The sequence below is a fragment of the Haloplanus salinarum genome, assembly GCF_009762275.1.
Taxonomy (GTDB): Archaea; Halobacteriota; Halobacteria; order Halobacteriales; family Haloferacaceae; genus Haloplanus; species Haloplanus salinarum.
The window spans coordinates 141,745-162,414 of sequence record NZ_CP034344.1; the positions used below are offsets into that span (position 1 = coordinate 141,745).

The following is a 20,670-nucleotide window of genomic DNA, read 5'->3' on the forward strand; positions in this document are numbered from 1 at the left end:
GGTGCAGGAGCACACGAAATGACGCTCTCCGAAGCAGCCATCCGCGAGCACTACCGTCGCGCCAAACCCGTCTATGAGGCGCTGGCGACCGTCAAGGACTACCCGACTATCGGGCTGAACGACTTTGTCGGGTGGTACATCAAACGCGACCACGACAACGTCGAGGCCATCAAGGCCGGATACCCCCAGCGCGGGCGGGTTGCCCGTCTCGATCGTGACTACGACGAGATCCACGACCGCCTCGAACGAACACTCTACGCCGTCACCACCTACAAGACACCGTCCGCCTTCCAGCGGTGGGAACCCTGTCGGTACGATGAGTCTGAGGGGACGACCGTCTGGCAGGATGAGCCCCCGACCCCTGGATATGCCGACCTCCGGGCGGTTCCCGCCTGGGGCGACATCGACCTCGCCGACGACATCAAGCCGCAGCGTGGTGACCTCGATGCCGAGACGCGTGCTCTCGTCGAGCGAACGCTTGAGGCCTACATCGAGGAGTATACGACGCTCTACAGCACGCGGGACGCGGTGTATGCGCTGGACTCCGTCGGGGGCGCGTACGTCTTCGGGGCCCCGGAGGCCACGCTCCCGATTGCAGATCACTTCAGCGACGATCCGGATGTGCTCGAACGGGTATTCGACGAGTTCCTCGACCGCTCGAACGCGTGGCTCCAGAAGGCAGAAACCCGTGTGAACGAGCGCGTCGCCGGCGCCGGCGACGTCATCCAGCCCGACTGGGTGAACAACAAGAACCGGCAGTACAAGCCGCCGCTGTCGGTTCACGCCGACCACGATGCCGTCGTCACGCCCATCGCGACCGACGACGTCCGCTACGAGCTCCGTCCGTTCGAGACCGTCGACAACGCCCTCATCGAGCAGGCGGTCAACTGGGCCGACGACCTCACACGGGTCGAGCACACGGACTGCGTCGACTCGCTGGTCGCGACACTCTGGCCGGACCTCTACGAGGACCACGGTGGGTGGCGGGCAACGCTGGAGGCCTGGGTCGAAGCGGAGCGCGAGCGCGAACGGGAGCGACAGCGCCAGCGTGAGGCGGCGCTCCAGCGACGTGAGGAGCGGCTGGCAGAACTCGACGGCACCCTCGAAGGGCGGCCAATTACGCCGTTCAAAGAAGATGTCTACGAAGCCGTGGAGAACATCGATATCACCGAGATCGCCCGCCACTACGCGAGCGATGCCTATGATACGGATCCAAACCAGCCGCGGCCGCAGTTCGACCCGAGTTGGCGGCACAGTGAAAGCGGGCAGTCCTGTTTCGTCGACGAGCAGGCCAACACCTTCGGCGATTCAAAGGTGAACGCCGGCGGCGGGCCAGCGAAGCTGATGGCGCTCGCGACGGGGATTATCTCCGACGCCGATGCGGACCTCGACGGGGAGGACTACTGGGCGGCCGTCGACGAACTGCGGAACGCCGGCTACGACATTCCAGTGTGGGTCCCGGAGGCCGGGTCAGACCGCGTCGACGGCGGAACCTACGACCAGATGCCCTTCTGGGCCGTTCGGAAAGCAGCTGTCGCGCTCGAAGTCTGTCCCGAGGACGCGTTCGTCGATCGGGAGGGTGAGGATGGAACCTATGAGGGGTTCCCCGGCTACGAAACCTACAACGAGACGCTGGAAGCCATCGAAGACGCGGGCCTGAACCACGGGCGAGAGCAAGTCACGCCCGAGGAGGACACAGCTGACGACGAGTCGGAGTCGATCCCTGATGCTCTCCCGAGCGACGAGCGACCTGGTGACTTGGACCGGGCACACCTCCGCGAAAAGAACCGGCTGTTGACAGCGAAGGTCGAGCGTCTCGAGTCCGAACTAGAGGAGAAATCGGAGCGAATCAAGGAACTTGAAACGGAGGTCAACCAGCTCCGATCAGAACTCGCTACCGTACGCTCCGAACGCGATCGGCTGGAAACCGCTCTCGAAGAACGTGAGTTCGAGCAAGAGCCGAATCAAGGGGACCAGGACGAGGACCAGACCCCACTTGACAGGGCGAGACGGTTCGTTTCGTTCGATTAATAGACATCTCATTCCTCAGTTCTTCCATCTCCGGACTGGATTAGTTCTCTTCCCCCCTAAAATAGAAGGAGCCTAGCCAATTCTGTACCCTCAATGAGTGACAATTTCGAGGGGACAGAGTTCTTTGGTGACGATGATGATAAACGGTCTCCCAGTGAACACTTCGAAGCAAGACACTCCCCGCGATTAGGTTACACGTTTATCGAAAAATCCCTTGGAAGTCTCGACGCTGGGATGGATCAGTTCGATGACGAAGAGAAAATTGAGGCCGATATTTATGCGAACGTAGCCGTGTTCCGGGAGGTCATGCAGTACATCGAGGAATTCGGGATCTATCTCTACAGCCGGCTTGATACTGACGTAGACTTCATACAAGCCATCACGGGCACAATGCCACAACAGGTCAAGGGAATATTTGAATCCATCCGTGATGGCGAACTTGATGACGTTATCAACGAGTACCAAGCGGACACTATTACCGATGACTGGTTGAAAAGTCAATTCGGATACGACAAGATTGAGGAGAACATCGATGAGGTGTCTATTGAGGACATCGTTGACAACCCATCTGATTTAACAGTAGACAACTTGGAAGAGGCGATCTCAGTTTCCCTTGACCACATTAAGGGCCAGCTTCAAGATATCGCTGAATTCTTTCTCCGGTTCGAAGAGCCCTATAACGCAGTAAAACATGGGAACCGTGTTTACCCGATGCCGGATTCTGAATTCGCGATAGAAGGACCGGATGGAGAGGGGGAGATCGAACTGGATATGGAATTTGTATCTTTCCTCTGCAAGACGACCGGTGATAGACGGGGTGGGGAACTCTACACGTTTACCGCTCCGGTCAGTATGCTCCGGGACCAATCAGTGTCCATTGTGAAATTGACTAGAAACCTCTACACTCATATGTACGATATCAAGCAGAAGGTCAATGAATCCGTTCGAACCGGTGAGGAGGTCTCTTTAGATCCGAGTCTGTACGGTGTTGCGGCTTCATCAGATGGAGGCAGTCAGTTTTCGGTGAAGAGTATTCAGAACGCGGATACCACGATTTGGTTACCTGAAAATGCTTTCCCGGATGATCTGGAGCAGTACGAGCTGCCTGCCCGGAATAAAGTAGCCATGGCTATGCGGAAACGAGGGAACGATATGGTTGTTGAAACAGAAGGCGATCGGAAACCATCATACGAATATCCGATTTTGTTCGACGTGGAGATGGAGAGTGATGAGGATCATCTGCTTGGGATGAATTTCACTCAGAACTTCTCTTTTAGCTTGTACCAGCTTCCACTGTGGCAGTTCTTGGAATTGGATTCCTTGTCCGATATAGAACCGATTGAAGACGTTGTCATGGAATACAGAGGAGAGTCCGCAACTCAACATTTGAATACCCCGTTTGATTTACCTGAGCTTCCTGAACCCGCCTTTCCTGAAGACTTGGAGTATATGCGAAACGTAGGTCGGGCCGCTGATTCAGAAATTTGGCTCCCGTATCTGTGGCCGTCAGGCATTGGTCACGTGGTAGAGTTTTATCGAGAAGAATATGAGTTGACGCGTGACGTCGCTCAGGAATTGCTTGATGTCATTGACCAACTCACCGAGGATAATGTAGCAACAATACCGTCGGTCGGTATATTAGACCCCAATGACGTCGATGAAGAAGGGAACTACATGCCAATCGAGTCTCAGGAGCTTAGATTTAAGATGAATGGTATTATCTTAGAAGTAGACAACGAGACTGGAGGCGGTCACTTTTCCTTAGTCCCTGGATCAGATCCGCGTTATGAGAGACAGGAGCAAGGGCATGTGGAGGGAGTTGGACTTTGTTTGTTAGAAGAATCTCCTGAAGAACTGTACGAGTTATTCTTGGATTCTGGGCTTGAAGCCGTCACCGAGATGTCCGTTGTCCGAGATTTGGATGAGGCAAATACGATATTGGAAGCAAAAAGAGAGTATGGCCCGAAGTTCACATGGTACTATATCGATAAATTCTATTTCACTTTTTTCGAAGATGTTCCTCCTCATCTGCAAGATGTTTAAAATTAGTTCATTACTTACGGGGAAGTGTGGTGGATATATAATGGAATGAAAGAATGCCATCCAGATAGCGGCATATGGGGTCGAAAAGGCTGTCACCTTCACCTCATCGCGGACCATACTTGGGATTGGCTGTCTCAATCGATTGGAAAACTCGCGTCAACTTGCACTCGTTTATCCCCAATATCGGGACCGCCGATTCAAGAGCTAAATAGCAGGAGGTGACAGGGTATTAACTCTCTCGTGGAGTGGTTCGGACGACGCCCGATTCGCCGCGAATAAGGTATATCGCTTTCTCGCGACCGCTGTAGAGCTGCCCTGCTGAACTCAAACTCTATACTCAGAACGCCATTTCCAGCACTTGCTGCAAACTTCAACAGAACCATTTCTCTTTAATCGCCTGAATGGACAGCCTGACACCAGCACCAACCTATTCTAGACATCAAGGATGATGCGATCCGAGCTGAGTCCACAAAATCGCAGGACGCCAGCACTAGACACCAGACTCACGAACGAGGGAATTCCCGGACAGCCCACGAAATCTGGTGTCAGGTATCGCTGTCTTTCGATTTGAGGGTGGAGCCACCCACTAGACAGCAGGAAAATCAACCGATATATGGTGGGGGTGGCCGGCCAAAGTTGCGTTCGCGGCCAACAGGGCCGAGGTGCCAGGCCGCAGGCCACGGGGGAGATCTGCCACCCGGACGATGGCGTGGGGCGTGGAGGGTCGAGCAGTCGTCGTAGCAGAACGGACGAGCGGGGCTCGAGAGAGCTGTTTGTCGCGCCCCAGAATGGGTGCGGGGCAGGTCGTCACCTGTCCCCTGATACGTATGTCTGGGCCAGATATCCACGACGATACGGCAGACGATCACGAACGCTTCGAGCGGGAACTTCTCGCGCAGGATCGAGATGCGCGCCGACCGTCGACAGCGGATCTCGACGACGAAGCGGCACGGGACCTTGTCCGAGATCTGCTCGATGCCGGGACGGTCACCCCCGTCGTCGACGAGCGAGTCCTCGTACACGAACCCAGCGGGGCAGCATTCGAATCGCTGTGGCAGCTCGCCGTCTTCCACGAGGGCTGGACGGCAGCCGGGAACGCCGGCGAGACGGAGTCGTGACCCAACAGACGGTCGTCGGGTGTGCGTTCTGTGCGGCGCCGCCCGGCACGGACACCGGTACGGCGTACACCTGGGGGAAGGACGAACGGGTGAGTCACCCGATCTGTGTCGACTGTGCGACGCAAGTCACTCCGGACCCCGAGCAGCGCGACCACTACGCCTGTGACGGCTGCGGGCTCGTCGTCGACGCGCTCGCGGCGCTTACTCGATTCCGCGTGGACCTCGGCCATCTCGAGGGGCCGCTCCAGTTCTGTGCGGATTGCTGTCCCGATGGGGCGGCGACGTACTGGACGCGAGACTTAGCCGACCACCGCGTCGAGTCGGCGGAGTAGTGCTAAAGAGGATCCAGTCGTTCTTCTGAAGTGACCTCACCAACCGTCAAACCCCCGCTTTTAACTGCTGTTCGTCCTTTGACCGGTTGAGATTAGGATGGATTCCTCACCTCCGAGTGATACGGACCAGTCCTCGAATCTCCTTATCGAAATCGTCGAAACCCTGGAAGTCCACGGCCTGCCGAGCGATTCGTACCAACTCCACGATGTCGTCGACGTCGAGGCACTCGAACGACTCCTCGCATCATCCTCCGGCGATGTCGAGGTTCGATTCACCGTCGAGGGGGTTGAGGTCGTCGTCACGAAGGACGGCGTCGACATCCCTCTCGACGAGCCAGTCGGCTCACCGAACCAGTAAGGCGCTCGGTATCGTCGACAGAGACGACCCCTGAAAGCCCTCGGCCGCTCGGCATCCCGCGACCACCGCTGCGCTCCTCGTCCCTGCGGTGCTTGCGGGGTCGGGGGACGACCGAGGCGGCCTCGCCCTTTCTGAGTCCGCCAGGACGGTAGCTGGATCGTCGAGTGTCGCGGCCGGCTGGACAGTGTGTACGCCACGGCCCGCCCCGCTCGCCGCTGCCGCCCTCCGCGTCGCTCGCGACCGACCATTCCGGGCTGCCTGCCTGCAGTAGCGGGCGGGCTGCCGGGCTAAAGTGAATGTGCCCTCGCGCCAGCGCTTCTCCCGTTTCGGTCCCGGACTTCCGGAGGCTTCCGGGACTCTCCGACCCGCGACGGACGTGGTTGCGTCGCGGGCGAAACGGGGAATGCGCTGGCCGCTCGCTCCGGGCGGGTCGGCGCGCGGTGCTGGTTGGAGTCGCCGCACTCGGGCGCGCTCTCGCTCGCGCCCGGTAGGGCGCTCGCGAAGGCGCGAGCGAGAGCGCGCAGTCGGTGCTGTTGGACGTCGACGTCGTCGGAAAACCGCGATGTTAGGGGCATCGCGGTGGCGGCGCGTGAGCGCCTTCAGTGGTACGGTGAGTACCAATGTCTAGTAACAACTCGAGTCGCAAGGTCGTTACGGTCGATGAACAGGCATTCGAACGAACCGAAGACGCCGGCGTCGACGAGAACGGCTTCGAGGTCGTCGACGACCGGCCGGAGTTCCGAGCGACGGTCCAGCAGGAAAAGCAGGCGAAGGTGGATTCCAACCACCCCGACGGCATCGTCCAGGACTTCTCACACCTGCCCCTCGCCCAAGAGGAGAAGATTCGCGCCCGCGAGGCCGAACTGGACCACATCAGCGCCCAGGCGGAACTCGGCACCCAAGACGGGCGGGCGAAGCGAACTCGCGAGGTCGTCACCGAACGGCGGCAGCGCAAGCGGGAGAAACGCACCCCGGACCGGACGGATCCGCGCGAGCGCCTCTCCCGGATGGAGCTGGCGACGGTGAACCAGGAAGCAGACCGGATCGCACAGCGGCTTCGGACCGACCACAGTCGAGCGGCCGTTTCCCGGGTGCTCGCGAGGCGGGTCGCACGGGGGCAGGACGTCACCGAGGCGGTGTTCGCGACGATGGACGAACTGAAGGCGGCTCCCGGCGCCATCTGCCCGATCGAGGACGTCCCGGACGTGCCGACCGACGAGGTGAGCATCGAGGGAACCATCGAGACCCTCTGGGAACCCAGTAGCCCGAAGATCGAGCAAGTCGGGCTAATCGCGGATGACACCGGGAAAATCAAGTGGACGTCCTGGGTGAAGTCCGAGCCCCGGATCGTCCGCGAAGGTGAGAAGGTCCGGATGCGCGCGCTCAAGAAGAACTGGCATCAGGGGCGCTGTTCCCTGGCCGTGACCTACGACAGTATGATTATCTTCCCAGATCGCGACGACCGCTGGTGGGAAGAATAGGGGCCGACGCCCCTTCTTTTTTTAGTGAGTGCCGGACCGGCCCAGGCCCCGCCGCCCCACCCACCGCTCCGTGCTCGCTCCCTCCGGTCGCTACGCGCGCAGCCACGACCTTGGGACATATCTGTCATTTATTGTGGAAAACTGTCCAGCGCCATTTTCGGGGAGCTATTGGCATTTCAAGGCAACTCTAATATTGACGCCGGCTTTCCAGTCCCTGGTTGGTTGGGCTTTGGTATTTGGTGCCCCGGCCAAACGCTTGCTAAGTGAGGAGATCAATGTAACATCGTCTTGAAACAAGTGTGAGATTGAAAACTGACGCGGTGTCCTTTGGTCACGACGGTGAATTCGTTGGGCGTGCTCATCCACAGGGACGAACTGGATAAGATGGATGTTGAGGACAAGGAGACTGAGGTCATAGTGAAGGTGTCCGAAGACGGCCGGATAGTCATTGATCCCGACAACGGTTAGCCGGTGACGTGAGGGGACCGTTGATAAGATTGATCGGGGGTTCGCGGGGGGTGTAGCCGAGGTTAGTCGATAGTGTAGTCGCGGCCAGGTGCGTGGTTATCCATTAGTGTGGCGTGTTCGTCGCGGACGAGGTCCCAGATTGCCTGTCCGAAATCGGTGGGGTCGACGGTGTCGATGTGGTCGATTTCGCGGTCGACGACCCAGCCAGGGTCAAGCAAGGTGATCACCCGGGTGGCGTCCGGCGTTGCCAGCACGATGGTACCGGTTTCGTCGGGGGTGTCGTCATCGGTGTCGTCAAGGCTGATGAAAAGGCCTTTGGCGAACACGATATCTGCAGCGTCTGTCAGGCTGTCGACCGCGGTCCGTGTGAGGGGACGGGGTGGCAGGGCGTCGACGACGCGGTGGTTAGTCGTGCAAACGGGACATTCGTCGTCGTCCAGATGGGGGGTCGGGTCGTGCCTCCCCCGGCCGCTGCGGTCGAATTTGCGTCGGAACGTTTCGATGGTTTTGGAGTCGGTAAGACGGTTGGGGTGTTCCTGGATGTGTTCCTTGATTTTCTCCCGTTCCCTGGGTGATGCCTTGTTTTCCGTGATGGCTTCCGCTCGGCGGAACGGGATGTTGCTCCAGGGTGAGTGCACCATCTGCGGTGTCTGGATCGTCCCGCTCCGGGCGATGTGGGTCCTGTCAAGCCCGTCGACCGTGGGTGGGTCGACACAGGAGAGGAAGTACATTTGCGGGAATTTGGTGTAGATGTGGATGCCGTCGTTGACGGTAACCACGGTGGCGTCGATGCCGCGTGCGGCGTAGAATTCCCAGTCTTCGGGGACATCGCCGTGGACGGATTCGGTTTCGCCCATGAGAATGATGTGGTGGGAGCGGGTGGCTGTGGTGAGTGGTTGGTCGCCGTTGAGGATGGCACGCCAGTCCTGTTCGGCTGCTTCCAAGGCTGCCTGCTCCTCACTGCTCCACGCATCGAAATCGGTGAAGCTGCTGACGAGGACTCGCCACGCGAGCGACATGGCGAACTGCTGCAGCCAGGTATCGTATTCGAATTCGGTCGTTTGCTGGCGGATCACTGGGTAGAAGATGTGGGAAGCAAACCGTTGCTCCCAGTCGCCCAGTCGTTGCTCGCATTCGCTGCACAGCAGCTGTTCCTTCTTGTCCTGGATCCGGGTGTCGGGATCTTCGGCACCGCGGAGAAAGGGTGTCGCCCCGCTTTGCTTCAGCCATTTGATGACGAAACGGGGAATGATGTGGCTCTGCTGCAGGTCCCGGTCGTTCCTGCACAAGCGGCATGCCTCGCTCATCCTGTCTCACCGCGTGCAGGCGTTCCACGCCTCGCTACTCCGACCACCGGCTCCAGACCACTATTCGAACGGTACTGCATCTGACGCTTCCGCCCTTGGTGTCTGCTTCAGGGGTGCATCGCTGTTATCTTTGCTGGTCACGACTGGTGCCCTCGGGCCGCCCCGAGTACGCGGTACAGACAGAGAGATGGATTCCAGACCGGGCGATAGCAGGTCTAGGTGGACTGGTTCGCTATTGCGTATCGCTGTGTGGACGCTTTCGCCCTCGTACCGTGGATGCGTCATGCAGTTCAAGGCGTGACAACGGAGCCAATTCGTTTGAAGGGACCCTACTTTTTAACCGAATCCGGTGTGACGCTCTATCTATCCGCTCAAACAGCTTGCCCAACCAATCAGTGGTGCCGCCTGTGTGCTGTGTTGGCCCCCGTGGAGAGATACTGCTGTTCGAATGGTAGTAGAGGAGGGTTAGGTCGATTCATATGCGTCCTCGCTATGCGCTTACGTGGAAACGGGGCACGAAACTGTTGCCGCGATGGGTTGTTGTGACGTTTCCACTTGTTGTGACGCTGGTTGTGGGATCACTCGTTGGTGTTCCGCTCCCTCGGGCAGTCTCGCCGGGTGCGGTCTTCGTGATTGGTGTGATCGTTAGTGTGGTGCTCTGCATCGTCAATTATCGATTCACCCGGTCCGCCGGGGAGGTCTTGTATTATCCACCCCTCCATCAGCCGGGCTGGCTTGGTCTTTCAACGGCTGCTGTAGAGCTGACAGGGATCGGGATCACGTACCTCACATATCTGTTGTTCAGTGTCCCGTACAACCAGCCGTTTCTGCCACCGCTCCCAGATCTTGGGATTGGAGTTGTGCTTGCATCAGGATACGCACTGTTTCTGAATGGCTGGAAAACACGTGTTATCCGGGGTGACAAGGAACCAGTTGCCGAGACAAAGTCGGCAGAGCAGATACGTACGTCGCTTCAGCAGCTTCGCAGTGATGATCCTCATTTTGAGGCGACGGAACAGTTGATTGCGGGACTGCAAGATCTTGCGGAAGGGTATGAAAAGGAACCGTTGTTGGAGCAATCATCGACACCTGATGTCCTTCGGACATGGTGCAGCACCTGTGCTGCCTCGAACAGTTTGACGTCGCGGCTTCGCATGATACCTGCAACCAGTAAATCACCTACGACGGAGCGAACTGAGCAGCAAGTCTCTCGATTCCGAGAGATAGAGAATGATTTACATGCTCTGGACATCATCGCGTCGACAGGTGACTAGATATGTCTGTAAGTAACTTTCATGCCTATTCTGATGACGATGACATCTTCTTTCACGATGAAAATGTTGTAATTATCTGTGAGCCTGATGCGAAGTGTTTCGGGTCTGATCCGGTTGAGATCCTTCGTGATGAGAAAATGCGTGTTGATGATCATCCGGCGACGGTTGATGCGACGCCTGAACCGAACGGGCTCGACTTGGCTCAGCGTGCAGGGACGGAGTATCGGTCGCAGATGGAATTGCTGGTCAACAGTCTCTGGCTGATTCACTATCCGTGTCTCTTAGAGCGGGAATGTGCGGGGACAATTGCCAATAATGCACGCTTGGTTCCTCGGGCGGGGCATGTTGTCATCTGGGTCGATTGTGAGGGGAGTCGTGAGGATGTGAAAGCAGAACTGGAGGGGATCATTCCACAAGCCTATATCAAGACGGCCGAGTCGGAGTTCCGCCGCCATGTGTGGGGGTATTTGAACAACAATGCGAATCCGGAGAATGGAAAAGAAGACTTGAGAGACTGGAGTCAAAAGGTGCTCACAAAGCTTGAGAACATTGATCCCGACCAATGACTAACGACTGGATTGTTTTAGAGAAGGTAGCGAAGTGGGCGGGGTTAGAGGGTGCTGCGCTGGATGAGTATTTGGCAACGGCGAGTGATATCCACCGCGAAGCAGTTGACAATCACCGGTCTGACTACGATTTTCCATCAGAATACTATATGTTCCTCAACAAAGAAGTTATCAGCTCACCGGAGTTGGTTGAGCAGTTAGCCGAGGCTGATATTCCACAGGAAAAGTTGGGCCAAGTTAGCAGTGGCACCGTCGATTTTGATAATATTGTCGCTCCTCAACATCTTGTCGATTATGATCTTGATGAGATTGTGGATTTTGTGATGCTGTTGAAACTGCTTCGTACGTATCGGCAGCAGACCGGCGAGGCGTCACTGAAACCGTTAGAAAAGCTGCATTATCTTGTGTATCTGGTGAACCACCGCCTGTCGCAAGAGGATGACTTGGTCCAGGTAGAGGACAACCTTGGGTTGGGGAATTTACAACGTACGGGATATCGGTACTCGTTCCGGAAGCAGGAGGGTGTTCCTCTTTCGCAGAGTCTGCGACGGGACAAGGATCGGCTTGTGAGTTGGGGGCTGCTTGGTGAGCAAGTGCTTGACTCCCATCAGGAGTACCGCGTGCCGTTTGGGATTACTATTGCTGATACGGGAGAGTTCTTCTTCACACGGTATGGCGACAAGCTGGAGCAATTTGAGAGCGTGCTGCTGAAAACGTGGGAAAATCACCAAGATGACGTGTTGCAGGAGTTCGCTACGTCCACTACCGAGTCGCTTCATTCGTACCTCACGTCGTTGGATCGGATCGAAGCAACGTTTGGGGGCCGGGTCATCTTGCCTGGCCGGCCGATGAACTTCACCGAGCAGGAGGAAGGGGATGAATCCCAGCAGGAGGGACAAGTCTATGGCTGATGAGGTTCCTGCCGTGTGGGAACAGATTGAGGAGCAGCTGGCGGCGCAGGCTGATGATTTTGCGGCGGAGGATATTGATGCGCTTCGGGAGTTCTTTCTTGAGCATTTTGATGAGATTGAGTTCAGTACGGAGGATGTCCGGCTTGCGTCGTTCTCGGTACGGAATTTCAAAGCGATCAGCCGGACGGAGTTGGTTGACTTTCCTGAACGAGCGACCTATCTCTACGGTCCGAATTCGAAGGGGAAGACCAGTTTAGTTCGTGCGATCCAGTTCAATATCGCGGGTATTCCACGGGGCGATGAAGATGCGTTTGGCATGCGGAAGCTGGTTCATGACCGTGCTGAACGGTTGAGTACGACCGGGTTCTGGCGGTTTGATGATGCGCCGTTTACGGTGGAGCGGAATCTTGTGCAGAGTGGTCCGGGGGAGCGGCGGACGGAGTTTGATAAGCCGTTTCTCCGGGAAGGGTTTATTGAGGAGTCAGATTCGGTAATCGAGCGGATGGAGGATCCGGAGCAACGGATTGGTGATGAGCAGTTGTCGCCTGATGCGTTGCTTGAGTACTTTGGGTTGTTAGAGTTGAAGCAGCGTGGGCATACGCCGTTCAATGTTTTGTCGTTGTTCTTCCTTATGGGAGAAGATTTCAAGCGGTTCTTTGGAAAGAATTCACAGCTTATTGACTTGATTTTCGGTATTAATGTCAGTAGCGTTGTGGAGGCGATCGATGCGAAGATCAGTGATTTGGAACTGGCGGAGGAGGAAGCGAATGCACAGGGGAATCTGACACGGTTTCAGCAGCAAAAGGAAACGCTGGGAGAGGAGATTGAAGAACGGCGAAGTGAACGTGAGCGAAAGATTGACCAACTGACGCAGTTACAGGATCGCTTGGAATCGATTAACGATATTTTGAGCGGTGAGGATAAAGTGCAGGAACTGCAGAACCGGTTGGATGAATTGCGGGGACGACGTGCGGATTTGAAAGTCCAGCTTGAGGAGACCGTCGACGAGCTGGGTCAGATTAAACGGTTGATCGAGCGGCATGATAGCACGGAGTTGCATCAAGACTTGTCGGGAATTGCTGATGATCTGCGGGATCTCATGACGGTGCCGGATTCCTGCCCAATTTGTACGCACGAGGTTGATAGCGAGCAGCGGTCGCGGCTCGTGAATGATGGGGACTGTCCGTTGTGTGGCAAAGAGATGCCAGATGATCGGATGCGTGTTGAACTTGACCATCATGTACCTGATTCCCTGACGGACGGTAATGTATCGCCAGAGGAGGATATCCAAGAGTATCGAGAGCAACGCCGGGAACTGGAGGGCGAACGTGAGCATCTCCAACGTCGTATTGAGGATATTGAGGAAGAAATGGAGAGCGTCCGCCAACGTCTGGAGGACAGTGAGGCGAGACAGCTGACCGAGGAAAAGTCAACGGTTCGCGAGCGAATTGACCAACTACGAAAAGAAATCTTCGAGAAGGAATCCGAGATTGAACAGTTGCAAGACGAGTTAGATCGTGTCGAGTATGAAATCAAGGCTCAACGCCGACTCATACCGATCGCGAAGGCAAAGCAGACGGAACGCGAAATCTTCCAACGGTTCCGCCCTATCGTCGAACAACAACGGGAGAAACGGCGACAAGAATTGAAGCGCCAACTTGAAAACGAGATTAGCCAGCTGCTAGATGTCTTTGAGGCAGGAACCTTCGCCGATGCCCATACACCGTCCTTTGAAGAAGGAGACTCCTATCATTTCACACTACAAACCCCTGAAGGTGAGTTACGTTCCAGACGCCCCGAACCCAGCACAGCAGAAACCAATATCCACGCTTTCCTGTTCCATACAGCACTGCTCCGCCAGCTCAGTAGCTCAATAAACAGTCTCCCGTTGCGGATGTTTGTCATCGATTCACCATTCACCAACGAGATCGATGGTGACAATGAAGAAGATATCACGCGCTTCTTGACCCACCTACCTGAACTCCTCCCTAACTACCAGATTATCGTGTTATCAGCAGACACAGAAGGCTTTGACGCCGGTACATTCCACGACGCCTACGATATGCAGCGCTATCCTGAAAGCGGACAAGCTGATCTCACGCAATATGAAGGTTGACACCTTTTCCACTGAACGGGTGCAGAGGGGAACTACAGTAACCTGAGCACTATAGACTGAGCATTATCCAGCGGAACCGAAGTCCGCACTCGATAGCGTCTATTTACCCCCCTGATGGGTGAGGGGTTCGCCGTATTGGCGAGTTCCTGACCACGGTGAGAACAATGGCAATCAGAGGCATCTACGAGACTGGATTCGATGAGGACGTCCAAACGGAGTCGAGCGGGAACCAGTGCCCCGAGTGCAACGGGCACGTCACCACGAACGTCAAAGAAACCGTCTGCGAGGACTGTGGCCTCGTCATCGAAGAGCAACGCCTCGATCACGGGCCGGAGTGGCGGGCGTACGATGCAGAGGAGCGCGAGCGAACAGGCGCCCCACTGACCGCAGCCCGCCACGACCGAGGCCTCTCGACCGAGATCGGGCGGGGAACAGATGCGAACGGGAACGAACTCTCCGCACAGAAGCGCCGGCGGCTGGCCCGGATGCGACGTGAACAGACCCGTGGCCGGTGGCGGTCGAAGGCCGAACAGAACCTCGCGCACGGACTCGGTGAGGTGCGACGTCTCGCGAGTGCACTCGAGCTCTCCGAGTCGGTCCGTGACCAGGCGTGCCAGCTCTTCCGGAGCGCCCAGAATCAAGATCTACTCCGTGGCAGATCCATCGAGGCGATCGCTGCAGCCAGCGTGTATGGGGCCTGCCGATGTAACGGCCGGTCGCAGCTTCTCGACGACATCGTGGCGGTTGCGACGGTGGAGGAATCGCGAGTCACAAACGCCTACAAGACACTCAACGAGGAACTGGGACTGCCGGCCAAACCCGCGACGCCGACGATGTACATTCCGCGGCTCGCATCCGACCTCGACTGTCCGGGGCGAATCCGACGTCGGGCGCGAGCACTTGCCGAAGCGGCCGAGGACGCCGGCGTGACGACCGGCGTCCATCCCGCCGGCTTCGCTGCGGCCTGTCTCTACAAGGCCGGACAGGAGGCGGGTCGGTGGCTAACCCAGACTGAGATCGCCGAGGTGGCCAACACGTCGACGGCGACCGTCAGGAACCACCGAGACACGCTCGAAGAACAAGTCGTCTAATTTAGAGGCCGACCAATTAGGAGCTTGCTCGCTTTTTGTCGGCCTATCATTTAAACCGGAAAACGGGAAATGCTCTCTGTAGATCCCTCTATGACCGGCCGCGACTACGATTTTGAGGAACTACGTCCGCTCGGTGAAGCGTCCCGAAGGCCCGATCATCAGCTGGACGGCCACTCGACCGCCGCCCCTCGTCGACAGCGGCGTGCGTCGGTCGAGACAGGATACCCTGAGCATCCCACCGAGGACGAGGCAGAGTGCCGATCTTGTGGGGCCCCGATACCGGCGTCACAGACGAAATGCCGATTCTGTCTCACCAACCACCTCGGCGACTCCGACACCTCGACAACGGAGACTGGCCAAGAAGCAACACTCGTAGGAATCGTGTTCGCGCTCGTCGAGTCGTCGACGTTCTACGGCGCTGTCGCGAAGGGGGCAGCCGCCGGGAATCTGCTCGTCAACAGCGAGACCGAGGGCATCACCGAGCATCAGCTCATTTACGACCTCACTGAGGGGCCTGCGTCGCAGCTGGTCGATCAGTGGCCGTCGCTACCGGATGCTTCGAAGGTCGCCTCAGAAACCGGGGAGCAACTGCTCACGGCTATCCGAGACCGGATGAACGGTCAGGAGCATTCGACGTTCGCAGGAGCGCAGGATGCCAAGGCGTGCCTCTACGACCAACGAGGAGAAGCCCTCCGGACTGAATCGCATCTCGATACGATGCTGGAGACAGCTGATGACCCGATGTGGCTGGTCCCGGGAATCGCACTCCAGGAATCAAGCGGGGATAGCGATCAGGACGGGCAGCCATCTAACATCCCGACACGAGTCCGGCTCGAGTGTCACCACTGCGATTCCGAAACAGGGCATCGGTTCACCACCTACGAATCGCTACCTGACGACACCTGGTCGGGGCAACCAATCTGGGAGTGTCGGGAATGCGGGGCGTGCCGTCACGGACCGGAACCGCAGTAGGTTCGTTCGTCGGTTAACCAACAGTCTCAGCTCAATCGGGTACTGTGTTGGTTAACGCTGGAGAGTGGTCTATCTCCCCCCGTGGAGGGGTGCGGGGATTCACCCCGGCTGAACCAATGGCTACGCTCCAAGCTGCGACGACATCGACCGGTGCAATCGTGTCGGATCCACAGGCTGTACGCGAGCTCTGTGAGAGCTACTGTTTCGGGACCCTCAACTGGGAAATTACTGACGACGGCGAACTCACGATCTGGGGCTATGATGACTTCGAAGTCTACGAGGCGCGAGAGAACGGGCTCCCTGACTACGACGGCGGAATCGTTACCCACGAGTTCTTAGGAGAACTCGCTACCCATCTCGAAGCCGGCGAGGAGCTCGACATCCAGACGGCCGGGTTTACCAAGTGTCGCTTCCCGGTGCTGGCAAAGCGGTACGTCGTTCGCGACGATTCGGTCCTCCACGCGGATCTCAGCGGACTGGAGCCGATCGACGGGTAGCGTCGTTCACCCCCCGAGAGGGGTGCGGGGCGACACACGACGAGCCTCGTCCCGTGGAGTGATTTCCGATGGGTCACCGCGCACTCGTTGCGTACGAACGGACAGACGGACAGTACACGCTCCACTACAGCCACTGGGGCGCTGCGAACCTGAAACTGAAGCACCGCATTACGGCTGAGTCGCCGTTCGGTGGCGACGATACCCACTCCAAGTGGGCAAAACAGTTGCTGGCGGAACTGGCCGATGGCCTCGAAGCAGATGCCGTCGACGGATACCTCGCCGGCGAAGACCGACCGTCGACAGTCGTCGAGCCGAAGCCCCGCGCCACCGGGCTCACGCTCGAGGAGATCATCACCGACCATCTCGACTACCTCCATCACGAGGCGTTCTACGTGGTATCGCCGACCTTCGAGGTGACCGCCTACCGGACGCTGTGGTTCGGCCTGCAGTATGACTCGGAGACAGTCGAACACGGTGAGACGGTCGGGAACGGCGCGCTCGCGACCGTCCGATGGTACGACGACGAGCCGGTCGGCGACGGGCACCTGAAGGGACAGTTTCGGGCGCTGAAGGACGTCGTCGGTGATATGGTCGACAAGGGTGTGTTCACCCAGTCGACCGCTCGCCAGTACCTCAAGCAGAAGCTCGGCGAGTGGGTCGGGGAGCGCCAAGAGCTGCGTATCCCGGGTGGCGAATCACCGTCTCCGGACGCGACACTCAACCGCTCGTAGGCTGGTCTGCGTCGACACAGATCGTGGTTTTCCAGGGGCAGAAAGGGACGAGCCCCACCGTAGGCTCGTGGTATGATGCCCGAGAAACCAGACGATGATCCATTCCACGATTGCAAGTTAGGTCCCGATGCAGTCCTCGGAACGCGCACCTTCCACGATGTCCTGTTCACCGACGATACCGAGACGCCGGTGAACGTGCTGACCGGCGAGACGCCCGCACATTCGCAGGCGACCGTCGAGGAAGCGAAGGCGTTCGCTGCGAGCATCGATACGGAGACACCGCAAATCGCGCTCCCGGCCTCTGTCGAGACGCAGGTCGAAACCCAGAGCAAGCCCTACACTTCGGCTGCGTTCTTCCACTTCAAGGCGACCGGGTCACTCGAACTGCACCGTGCCTACCACGCCGCCTACGATTCCGATGCGTTCAGCGTCGACTTCGAGGCCGACTACAAGTCGGGCGACCTGACGATCACCGTCGAGCGGACAGACGATTCCTGAACACGATCTCCCGAACCAGGTTTTTCGAGCGCCGGCGATGGGTGCCGGCGCACCGAGCAGACAAAGCCGAGCAGTGCCCGGTGAGTCGGCGCTCCGAGGTGAACAAAGATGCATATGGTCATCTACGCGTTAGTCGAGGCACCGACACGGCACGACGCCCTGGTCGAAGGGAAAGCAGTCTTCGACCATCTCGTCGGGGCGAATCCCCACGGCTGCGCCGTGTTCGACTACTACTGCACCTTCGACAAAGAGGATACGACGGTCGCCGGGAAGGCCCGCTGGGGAGACCTACCGACGGCAGCCCCCATCAACTCCGAGGAGGGCGGTGAACTGCTCGACCGGGCTTGGAAGGCCACGAAAGAGGAGTTCCAGCGGAATCTCGACCGCGTGAAGGAGGCGCTCGACGAGCTCAGCGACGAGGCGATCATGCGCGACGAGGACCTCGCCCGCCACGCGTTCCACCAGGTCGGCGCGTACGAAGGGCCCTCGATCCCAATGTACGACCAGCACGCCCAGGGGATTCGACATCGGGGTCAGCTCGACCGAGTCCTCGAGGAAGACGAGGACAGCCAGACGCTCTGGATCGTCCCCGCAGACGTTCATTTCTGACCGACGATGCCACGAATCACCAACTGGTCACGAGAGAGCCGCACACCAACCCTCGCGTATCGGAACACCGAAACTGGGGCACGCGCCGTCCTGCATCGGGCCCCGGACTCCTACCGATACAAGTGGCGTGGGGCGATCCTCGTCGACGGCTACCCGATCTGGGCGCGGGGATACGAGACGAAGGACGCGACCGCATTCCGGGACGAACTCCGGGAGCGACCAGCACCCGACCTCGAATGTCCGGAGTGCCCGAGCGACGACGTCCGCGTCGGAGAGAAGACGGCCGACGGCGCAAAGGTACAGCGCTGGTTCGACTGCCCGGACTGCGGGTACGAGGCACCCTCAAAAATCGTGTACGGCAATGAACGGTGAGTCACTGGCGAGTCTCGAAACGATCGAGCGGTATAGTCCGGCGGTGTTCGAGTTCCTCTGGTGTCCAGTCTGTGGGCACGAGGTGTTCAGTCACATCCCGTTTGAAGGGGTGTTCTGCCAGGACTGCAATACACGGGTCCAATTCCAGGAGTCGCAAGAGACGCGTGGGCACGAGGAAGCAATCCTCGCCTGCTTCGATACCGATCCGACCTGGAATCTCCACGTCGATGAGAAACTGCGTCGCGACCTGCCCGATGGGTCGGCACGAGTGAAGATCCTCGGCGCACCGGGCGCCTACGAGGTTGACTGGTGGAGTCCAACACCCGACGACGACTGGCAGCCGGTCGAACGTGGTGAATTCGACGACGTTGGGGAGCCAGATGAGGTATCGCATCTCGCGTAGTGGTGTCGACTTATTGTGGAGTGTTACCCGATCTGCGACCCGAACTCCAAATCCTCCGCGAAAAACTCTGGCAAAGATCCGACTTGCCACAGCACAGCCACGAATACGGCATCCATATCCTCCCGCAGAGAGCGCTCGATCACCGTGTCATCGAACGTTCGTACGTATTGCGCCGCGAGACCAAATGTGAACATAAGCGCGAAACCCAGCACGTTCTCCTCAAGGATATCAACGTACTCCAACTCTCTCTGTGGGGTCTTAATCGAAGTGGGGTGCGCGCCGAAATCGCTGAGCCGGCCGACCAAGGCATCCAGCGACTCATACTCACCGGTGAGCGTACCAAGAAGATGCTTGCGAAGGCCGTCCACATAATCTGCGAACGGGAGAGGATCAAACGGGCCGTACTCATTCTCCCGGATTTCGGACCGCGCATTCTGGAACTTCTGTTTTGTCTTCTCCTGGTCCCGGTTCATCTCTCTCACAACAAGGTACAATTCGAGAAGTAGACGGATCCGTGAGTAAGCCGTGCTATAGTGATGGTGCTTCGCTGCCTGATATACTGAGAAGAGGGATCTGAGGCCTCTGCGGAGATAGAACAGCTGCATTTTGTGTTCGTCGCCGATGATATCTCCGTACACGTGCCGTAGGGCGGTGTCAGTATCGTGGAGGTTCTGCGTGGCCGTAAGAAGTACTCGAGCGTGCTCGCCGTGCGGATGGTTCGGGTCGGAGTAGTCTTCAGCGACTTCTTCGTGAAGGGCTTCGATGGCCTCAAAATCATATTGACTCCACATACCGGATGTATTCGTGGTATGTCGTGTCTCGGTATAAGAGTGAGTTTGTCACTTCTCAGCGGATATTACATACTGTTGTTTTTGCGCCGGCGAGGGGTGCCGGCGCACACGCGTCGGCGGTGATCGATGTCGACACGAAGCCAGCTCCGATTCGTACAACGGAGTGAGTCCCCAGATGAACAGTCCGAACCCGATCGAGTCGCACAGATCTACCGTCATTCCGACGGCTATCCCGACAGCGTTCTTCGAGATCTCGTTCAGCTGAAACAGCTGCTCGATGAGACGCGAACAGAGCGCGGGCCGGCGTACGCCGCAGCGCAGTTCATGTTCGTCGACACGCTCTCGACGATGGCCCTGTACGTCGACGAAGGGCGTGACCGAAGCATCCACGCCGACAAACCCTCAGATCTCCTCGAGCCGGCTAACATGGAGCATCTGGATCAGCCGCTGTTCCTGCTGGGCCACGGCGTCGAGAACCCGGCTGACGGCATCCACGGCGACGAGGAGTACCTCTACGTCGTCGAACTCCCGGCTCGGAGCCCGTTCGACGAGCCGGCCGAGTGGACGGTCAAGGTGAGTGGTCACTCAGCCTTCCCGCGGTGGGACGGCCCGACCGAGGAGGCCTTCGAGCGGGCCAACTGGCAGTTCAACGGTCTGCTGGAACACGCGCTCGAAGAGCTGGTGGCTGAACCGGCCTGAGT

The 20,670-nt window shown here is 58.1% G+C and carries 21 protein-coding genes; 19 read left to right on the forward strand and 2 right to left on the reverse strand.

The annotated features are described in order from the left end of the window. The first annotated feature begins 18 nt into the window (after positions 1-18). The 6 genes from EI982_RS00680 (at position 19) to EI982_RS00710 (ending at position 7,363) form a co-directional block, all read left to right on the forward strand. Positions 19-2,031, forward strand: a complete 2,013-nt coding sequence (locus EI982_RS00680) for a hypothetical protein (protein WP_157687673.1) — start codon at positions 19-21, stop codon at positions 2,029-2,031. Between the two features lie 93 nt (positions 2,032-2,124). Beyond that, positions 2,125-4,074 carry a hypothetical protein gene (locus tag EI982_RS00685; RefSeq protein ID WP_157687674.1) on the forward strand — a complete coding sequence of 650 codons (1,950 nt, stop codon included), beginning with the start codon at positions 2,125-2,127 and terminating at the stop codon, positions 4,072-4,074. Between the two features lie 827 nt (positions 4,075-4,901). Further along, positions 4,902-5,192 (forward strand): DUF8069 family protein, encoded by a 291-nt coding sequence (locus EI982_RS00690; protein ID WP_157687675.1) that lies wholly within the window; start codon positions 4,902-4,904, stop codon positions 5,190-5,192. Further along, a complete protein-coding gene (locus tag EI982_RS00695) occupies positions 5,189-5,524 on the forward strand; it encodes a DUF7558 family protein (protein WP_157687676.1) in 336 nt (111 codons plus the stop codon). Before EI982_RS00690 ends, EI982_RS00695 begins: the two co-directional genes overlap by 4 nt. A gap of 97 nt (positions 5,525-5,621) precedes the next feature. After that, complete coding sequence (locus EI982_RS00700) at positions 5,622-5,882, forward strand: HalOD1 output domain-containing protein (protein ID WP_157687677.1); 261 nt, start codon at positions 5,622-5,624, stop codon at positions 5,880-5,882. Positions 5,883-6,502: 620 nt separating this feature from the next. Next, positions 6,503-7,363, forward strand: a complete 861-nt coding sequence (locus EI982_RS00710) for a DNA-binding protein (RefSeq protein ID WP_157687678.1) — start codon at positions 6,503-6,505, stop codon at positions 7,361-7,363. Between the two features lie 530 nt (positions 7,364-7,893). On the opposite strand, the gene EI982_RS00715 is transcribed toward EI982_RS00710, so the two are convergent. Then, entirely contained in the window at positions 7,894-9,138 is a 1,245-nt protein-coding gene (locus EI982_RS00715) for a DUF7964 domain-containing protein (RefSeq protein ID WP_157687679.1), read from the reverse strand. A gap of 479 nt (positions 9,139-9,617) precedes the next feature. Between EI982_RS00715 and EI982_RS18595 the strand changes: the two genes are divergently transcribed. The 12 genes from EI982_RS18595 (at position 9,618) to EI982_RS00770 (ending at position 19,178) form a co-directional block, all read left to right on the forward strand. Beyond that, positions 9,618-10,412, forward strand: coding sequence for a hypothetical protein (locus tag EI982_RS18595; RefSeq protein ID WP_233255196.1), 795 nt, complete (start codon positions 9,618-9,620; stop codon positions 10,410-10,412). Positions 10,413-10,414: 2 nt separating this feature from the next. Then, positions 10,415-10,978, forward strand: coding sequence for a hypothetical protein (locus tag EI982_RS00720; RefSeq protein ID WP_157687680.1), 564 nt, complete (start codon positions 10,415-10,417; stop codon positions 10,976-10,978). Next, positions 10,975-11,889 (forward strand): hypothetical protein, encoded by a 915-nt coding sequence (locus EI982_RS00725; RefSeq protein WP_157687681.1) that lies wholly within the window; start codon positions 10,975-10,977, stop codon positions 11,887-11,889. Before EI982_RS00720 ends, EI982_RS00725 begins: the two co-directional genes overlap by 4 nt. Next, positions 11,882-14,005, forward strand: coding sequence for an AAA family ATPase (locus tag EI982_RS00730; RefSeq protein WP_157687682.1), 2,124 nt, complete (start codon positions 11,882-11,884; stop codon positions 14,003-14,005). The genes EI982_RS00725 and EI982_RS00730 overlap by 8 nt, the downstream gene beginning before the upstream one ends. 164 nt (positions 14,006-14,169) lie before the next feature. Beyond that, positions 14,170-15,096, forward strand: a complete 927-nt coding sequence (locus tag EI982_RS00735; protein ID WP_157687683.1) for a transcription initiation factor IIB — start codon at positions 14,170-14,172, stop codon at positions 15,094-15,096. A gap of 90 nt (positions 15,097-15,186) precedes the next feature. Continuing rightward, positions 15,187-16,068: a biosurfactant protein 1 gene (locus EI982_RS00740; RefSeq protein ID WP_157687684.1), complete on the forward strand. Its 882-nt coding sequence runs from the start codon at positions 15,187-15,189 to the stop codon at positions 16,066-16,068. Between the two features lie 116 nt (positions 16,069-16,184). Continuing rightward, positions 16,185-16,565 carry a hypothetical protein gene (locus tag EI982_RS00745; RefSeq protein ID WP_157687685.1) on the forward strand — a complete coding sequence of 127 codons (381 nt, stop codon included), beginning with the start codon at positions 16,185-16,187 and terminating at the stop codon, positions 16,563-16,565. Positions 16,566-16,633: 68 nt separating this feature from the next. Further along, positions 16,634-17,296, forward strand: a complete 663-nt coding sequence (locus tag EI982_RS00750; protein ID WP_157687686.1) for a DUF6735 family protein — start codon at positions 16,634-16,636, stop codon at positions 17,294-17,296. Between the two features lie 75 nt (positions 17,297-17,371). Then, the gene (locus EI982_RS00755; protein ID WP_157687687.1) at positions 17,372-17,794 is read left to right on the forward strand and encodes a DUF8025 family protein; all 423 of its coding nucleotides are present in this window, start codon (positions 17,372-17,374) and stop codon (positions 17,792-17,794) included. 108 nt (positions 17,795-17,902) lie between these two features. Then, complete coding sequence (locus EI982_RS00760) at positions 17,903-18,403, forward strand: DUF7995 family protein (RefSeq protein WP_157687688.1); 501 nt, start codon at positions 17,903-17,905, stop codon at positions 18,401-18,403. Positions 18,404-18,409: 6 nt separating this feature from the next. After that, positions 18,410-18,775 carry a DUF7568 family protein gene (locus tag EI982_RS00765; RefSeq protein ID WP_157687689.1) on the forward strand — a complete coding sequence of 122 codons (366 nt, stop codon included), beginning with the start codon at positions 18,410-18,412 and terminating at the stop codon, positions 18,773-18,775. Beyond that, entirely contained in the window at positions 18,765-19,178 is a 414-nt protein-coding gene (locus tag EI982_RS00770) for a DUF7567 family protein (RefSeq protein WP_157687690.1), read from the forward strand. The genes EI982_RS00765 and EI982_RS00770 overlap by 11 nt, the downstream gene beginning before the upstream one ends. 23 nt (positions 19,179-19,201) lie before the next feature. Here EI982_RS00770 and EI982_RS00775 read toward each other — a convergent pair whose 3' ends face one another. Then, positions 19,202-19,969 carry a hypothetical protein gene (locus tag EI982_RS00775; protein WP_157687691.1) on the reverse strand — a complete coding sequence of 256 codons (768 nt, stop codon included), beginning with the start codon at positions 19,967-19,969 and terminating at the stop codon, positions 19,202-19,204. Positions 19,970-20,095: 126 nt separating this feature from the next. Here EI982_RS00775 and EI982_RS00780 point away from each other — a divergent pair, with 126 nt between their 5' ends. Further along, entirely contained in the window at positions 20,096-20,668 is a 573-nt protein-coding gene (locus EI982_RS00780; protein WP_157687692.1) for a hypothetical protein, read from the forward strand. The last annotated feature ends 2 nt before the right edge of the window (positions 20,669-20,670 follow it).

What these genes read in the sequence shown, in the direction of transcription:
- EI982_RS00710 (WP_157687678.1), top strand. Translation starts at nt 6,503, where the DNA reads ATGTCTAGTAACAACTCGAGTCGCAAGGTCGTTACGGTCGATGAACAG.
- EI982_RS00765 (WP_157687689.1), top strand. Translation starts at nt 18,410, where the DNA reads ATGCCACGAATCACCAACTGGTCACGAGAGAGCCGCACACCAACCCTC.
- EI982_RS00735 (WP_157687683.1), top strand. Translation starts at nt 14,170, where the DNA reads ATGGCAATCAGAGGCATCTACGAGACTGGATTCGATGAGGACGTCCAA.
- EI982_RS00760 (WP_157687688.1), top strand. Translation starts at nt 17,903, where the DNA reads ATGCATATGGTCATCTACGCGTTAGTCGAGGCACCGACACGGCACGAC.
- EI982_RS00680 (WP_157687673.1), top strand. Translation starts at nt 19, where the DNA reads ATGACGCTCTCCGAAGCAGCCATCCGCGAGCACTACCGTCGCGCCAAA.
- EI982_RS00740 (WP_157687684.1), top strand. Translation starts at nt 15,187, where the DNA reads ATGACCGGCCGCGACTACGATTTTGAGGAACTACGTCCGCTCGGTGAA.
- EI982_RS00715 (WP_157687679.1), bottom strand. Translation starts at nt 9,138, where the DNA reads ATGAGCGAGGCATGCCGCTTGTGCAGGAACGACCGGGACCTGCAGCAG.
- EI982_RS00745 (WP_157687685.1), top strand. Translation starts at nt 16,185, where the DNA reads ATGGCTACGCTCCAAGCTGCGACGACATCGACCGGTGCAATCGTGTCG.
- EI982_RS00750 (WP_157687686.1), top strand. Translation starts at nt 16,634, where the DNA reads ATGGGTCACCGCGCACTCGTTGCGTACGAACGGACAGACGGACAGTAC.
- EI982_RS18595 (WP_233255196.1), top strand. Translation starts at nt 9,618, where the DNA reads ATGCGTCCTCGCTATGCGCTTACGTGGAAACGGGGCACGAAACTGTTG.
- EI982_RS00725 (WP_157687681.1), top strand. Translation starts at nt 10,975, where the DNA reads ATGACTAACGACTGGATTGTTTTAGAGAAGGTAGCGAAGTGGGCGGGG.
- EI982_RS00775 (WP_157687691.1), bottom strand. Translation starts at nt 19,969, where the DNA reads ATGTGGAGTCAATATGATTTTGAGGCCATCGAAGCCCTTCACGAAGAA.
- EI982_RS00685 (WP_157687674.1), top strand. Translation starts at nt 2,125, where the DNA reads ATGAGTGACAATTTCGAGGGGACAGAGTTCTTTGGTGACGATGATGAT.
- EI982_RS00780 (WP_157687692.1), top strand. Translation starts at nt 20,096, where the DNA reads ATGTCGACACGAAGCCAGCTCCGATTCGTACAACGGAGTGAGTCCCCA.
- EI982_RS00730 (WP_157687682.1), top strand. Translation starts at nt 11,882, where the DNA reads ATGGCTGATGAGGTTCCTGCCGTGTGGGAACAGATTGAGGAGCAGCTG.
- EI982_RS00720 (WP_157687680.1), top strand. Translation starts at nt 10,415, where the DNA reads ATGTCTGTAAGTAACTTTCATGCCTATTCTGATGACGATGACATCTTC.
- EI982_RS00690 (WP_157687675.1), top strand. Translation starts at nt 4,902, where the DNA reads ATGTCTGGGCCAGATATCCACGACGATACGGCAGACGATCACGAACGC.
- EI982_RS00770 (WP_157687690.1), top strand. Translation starts at nt 18,765, where the DNA reads ATGAACGGTGAGTCACTGGCGAGTCTCGAAACGATCGAGCGGTATAGT.
- EI982_RS00700 (WP_157687677.1), top strand. Translation starts at nt 5,622, where the DNA reads ATGGATTCCTCACCTCCGAGTGATACGGACCAGTCCTCGAATCTCCTT.
- EI982_RS00755 (WP_157687687.1), top strand. Translation starts at nt 17,372, where the DNA reads ATGCCCGAGAAACCAGACGATGATCCATTCCACGATTGCAAGTTAGGT.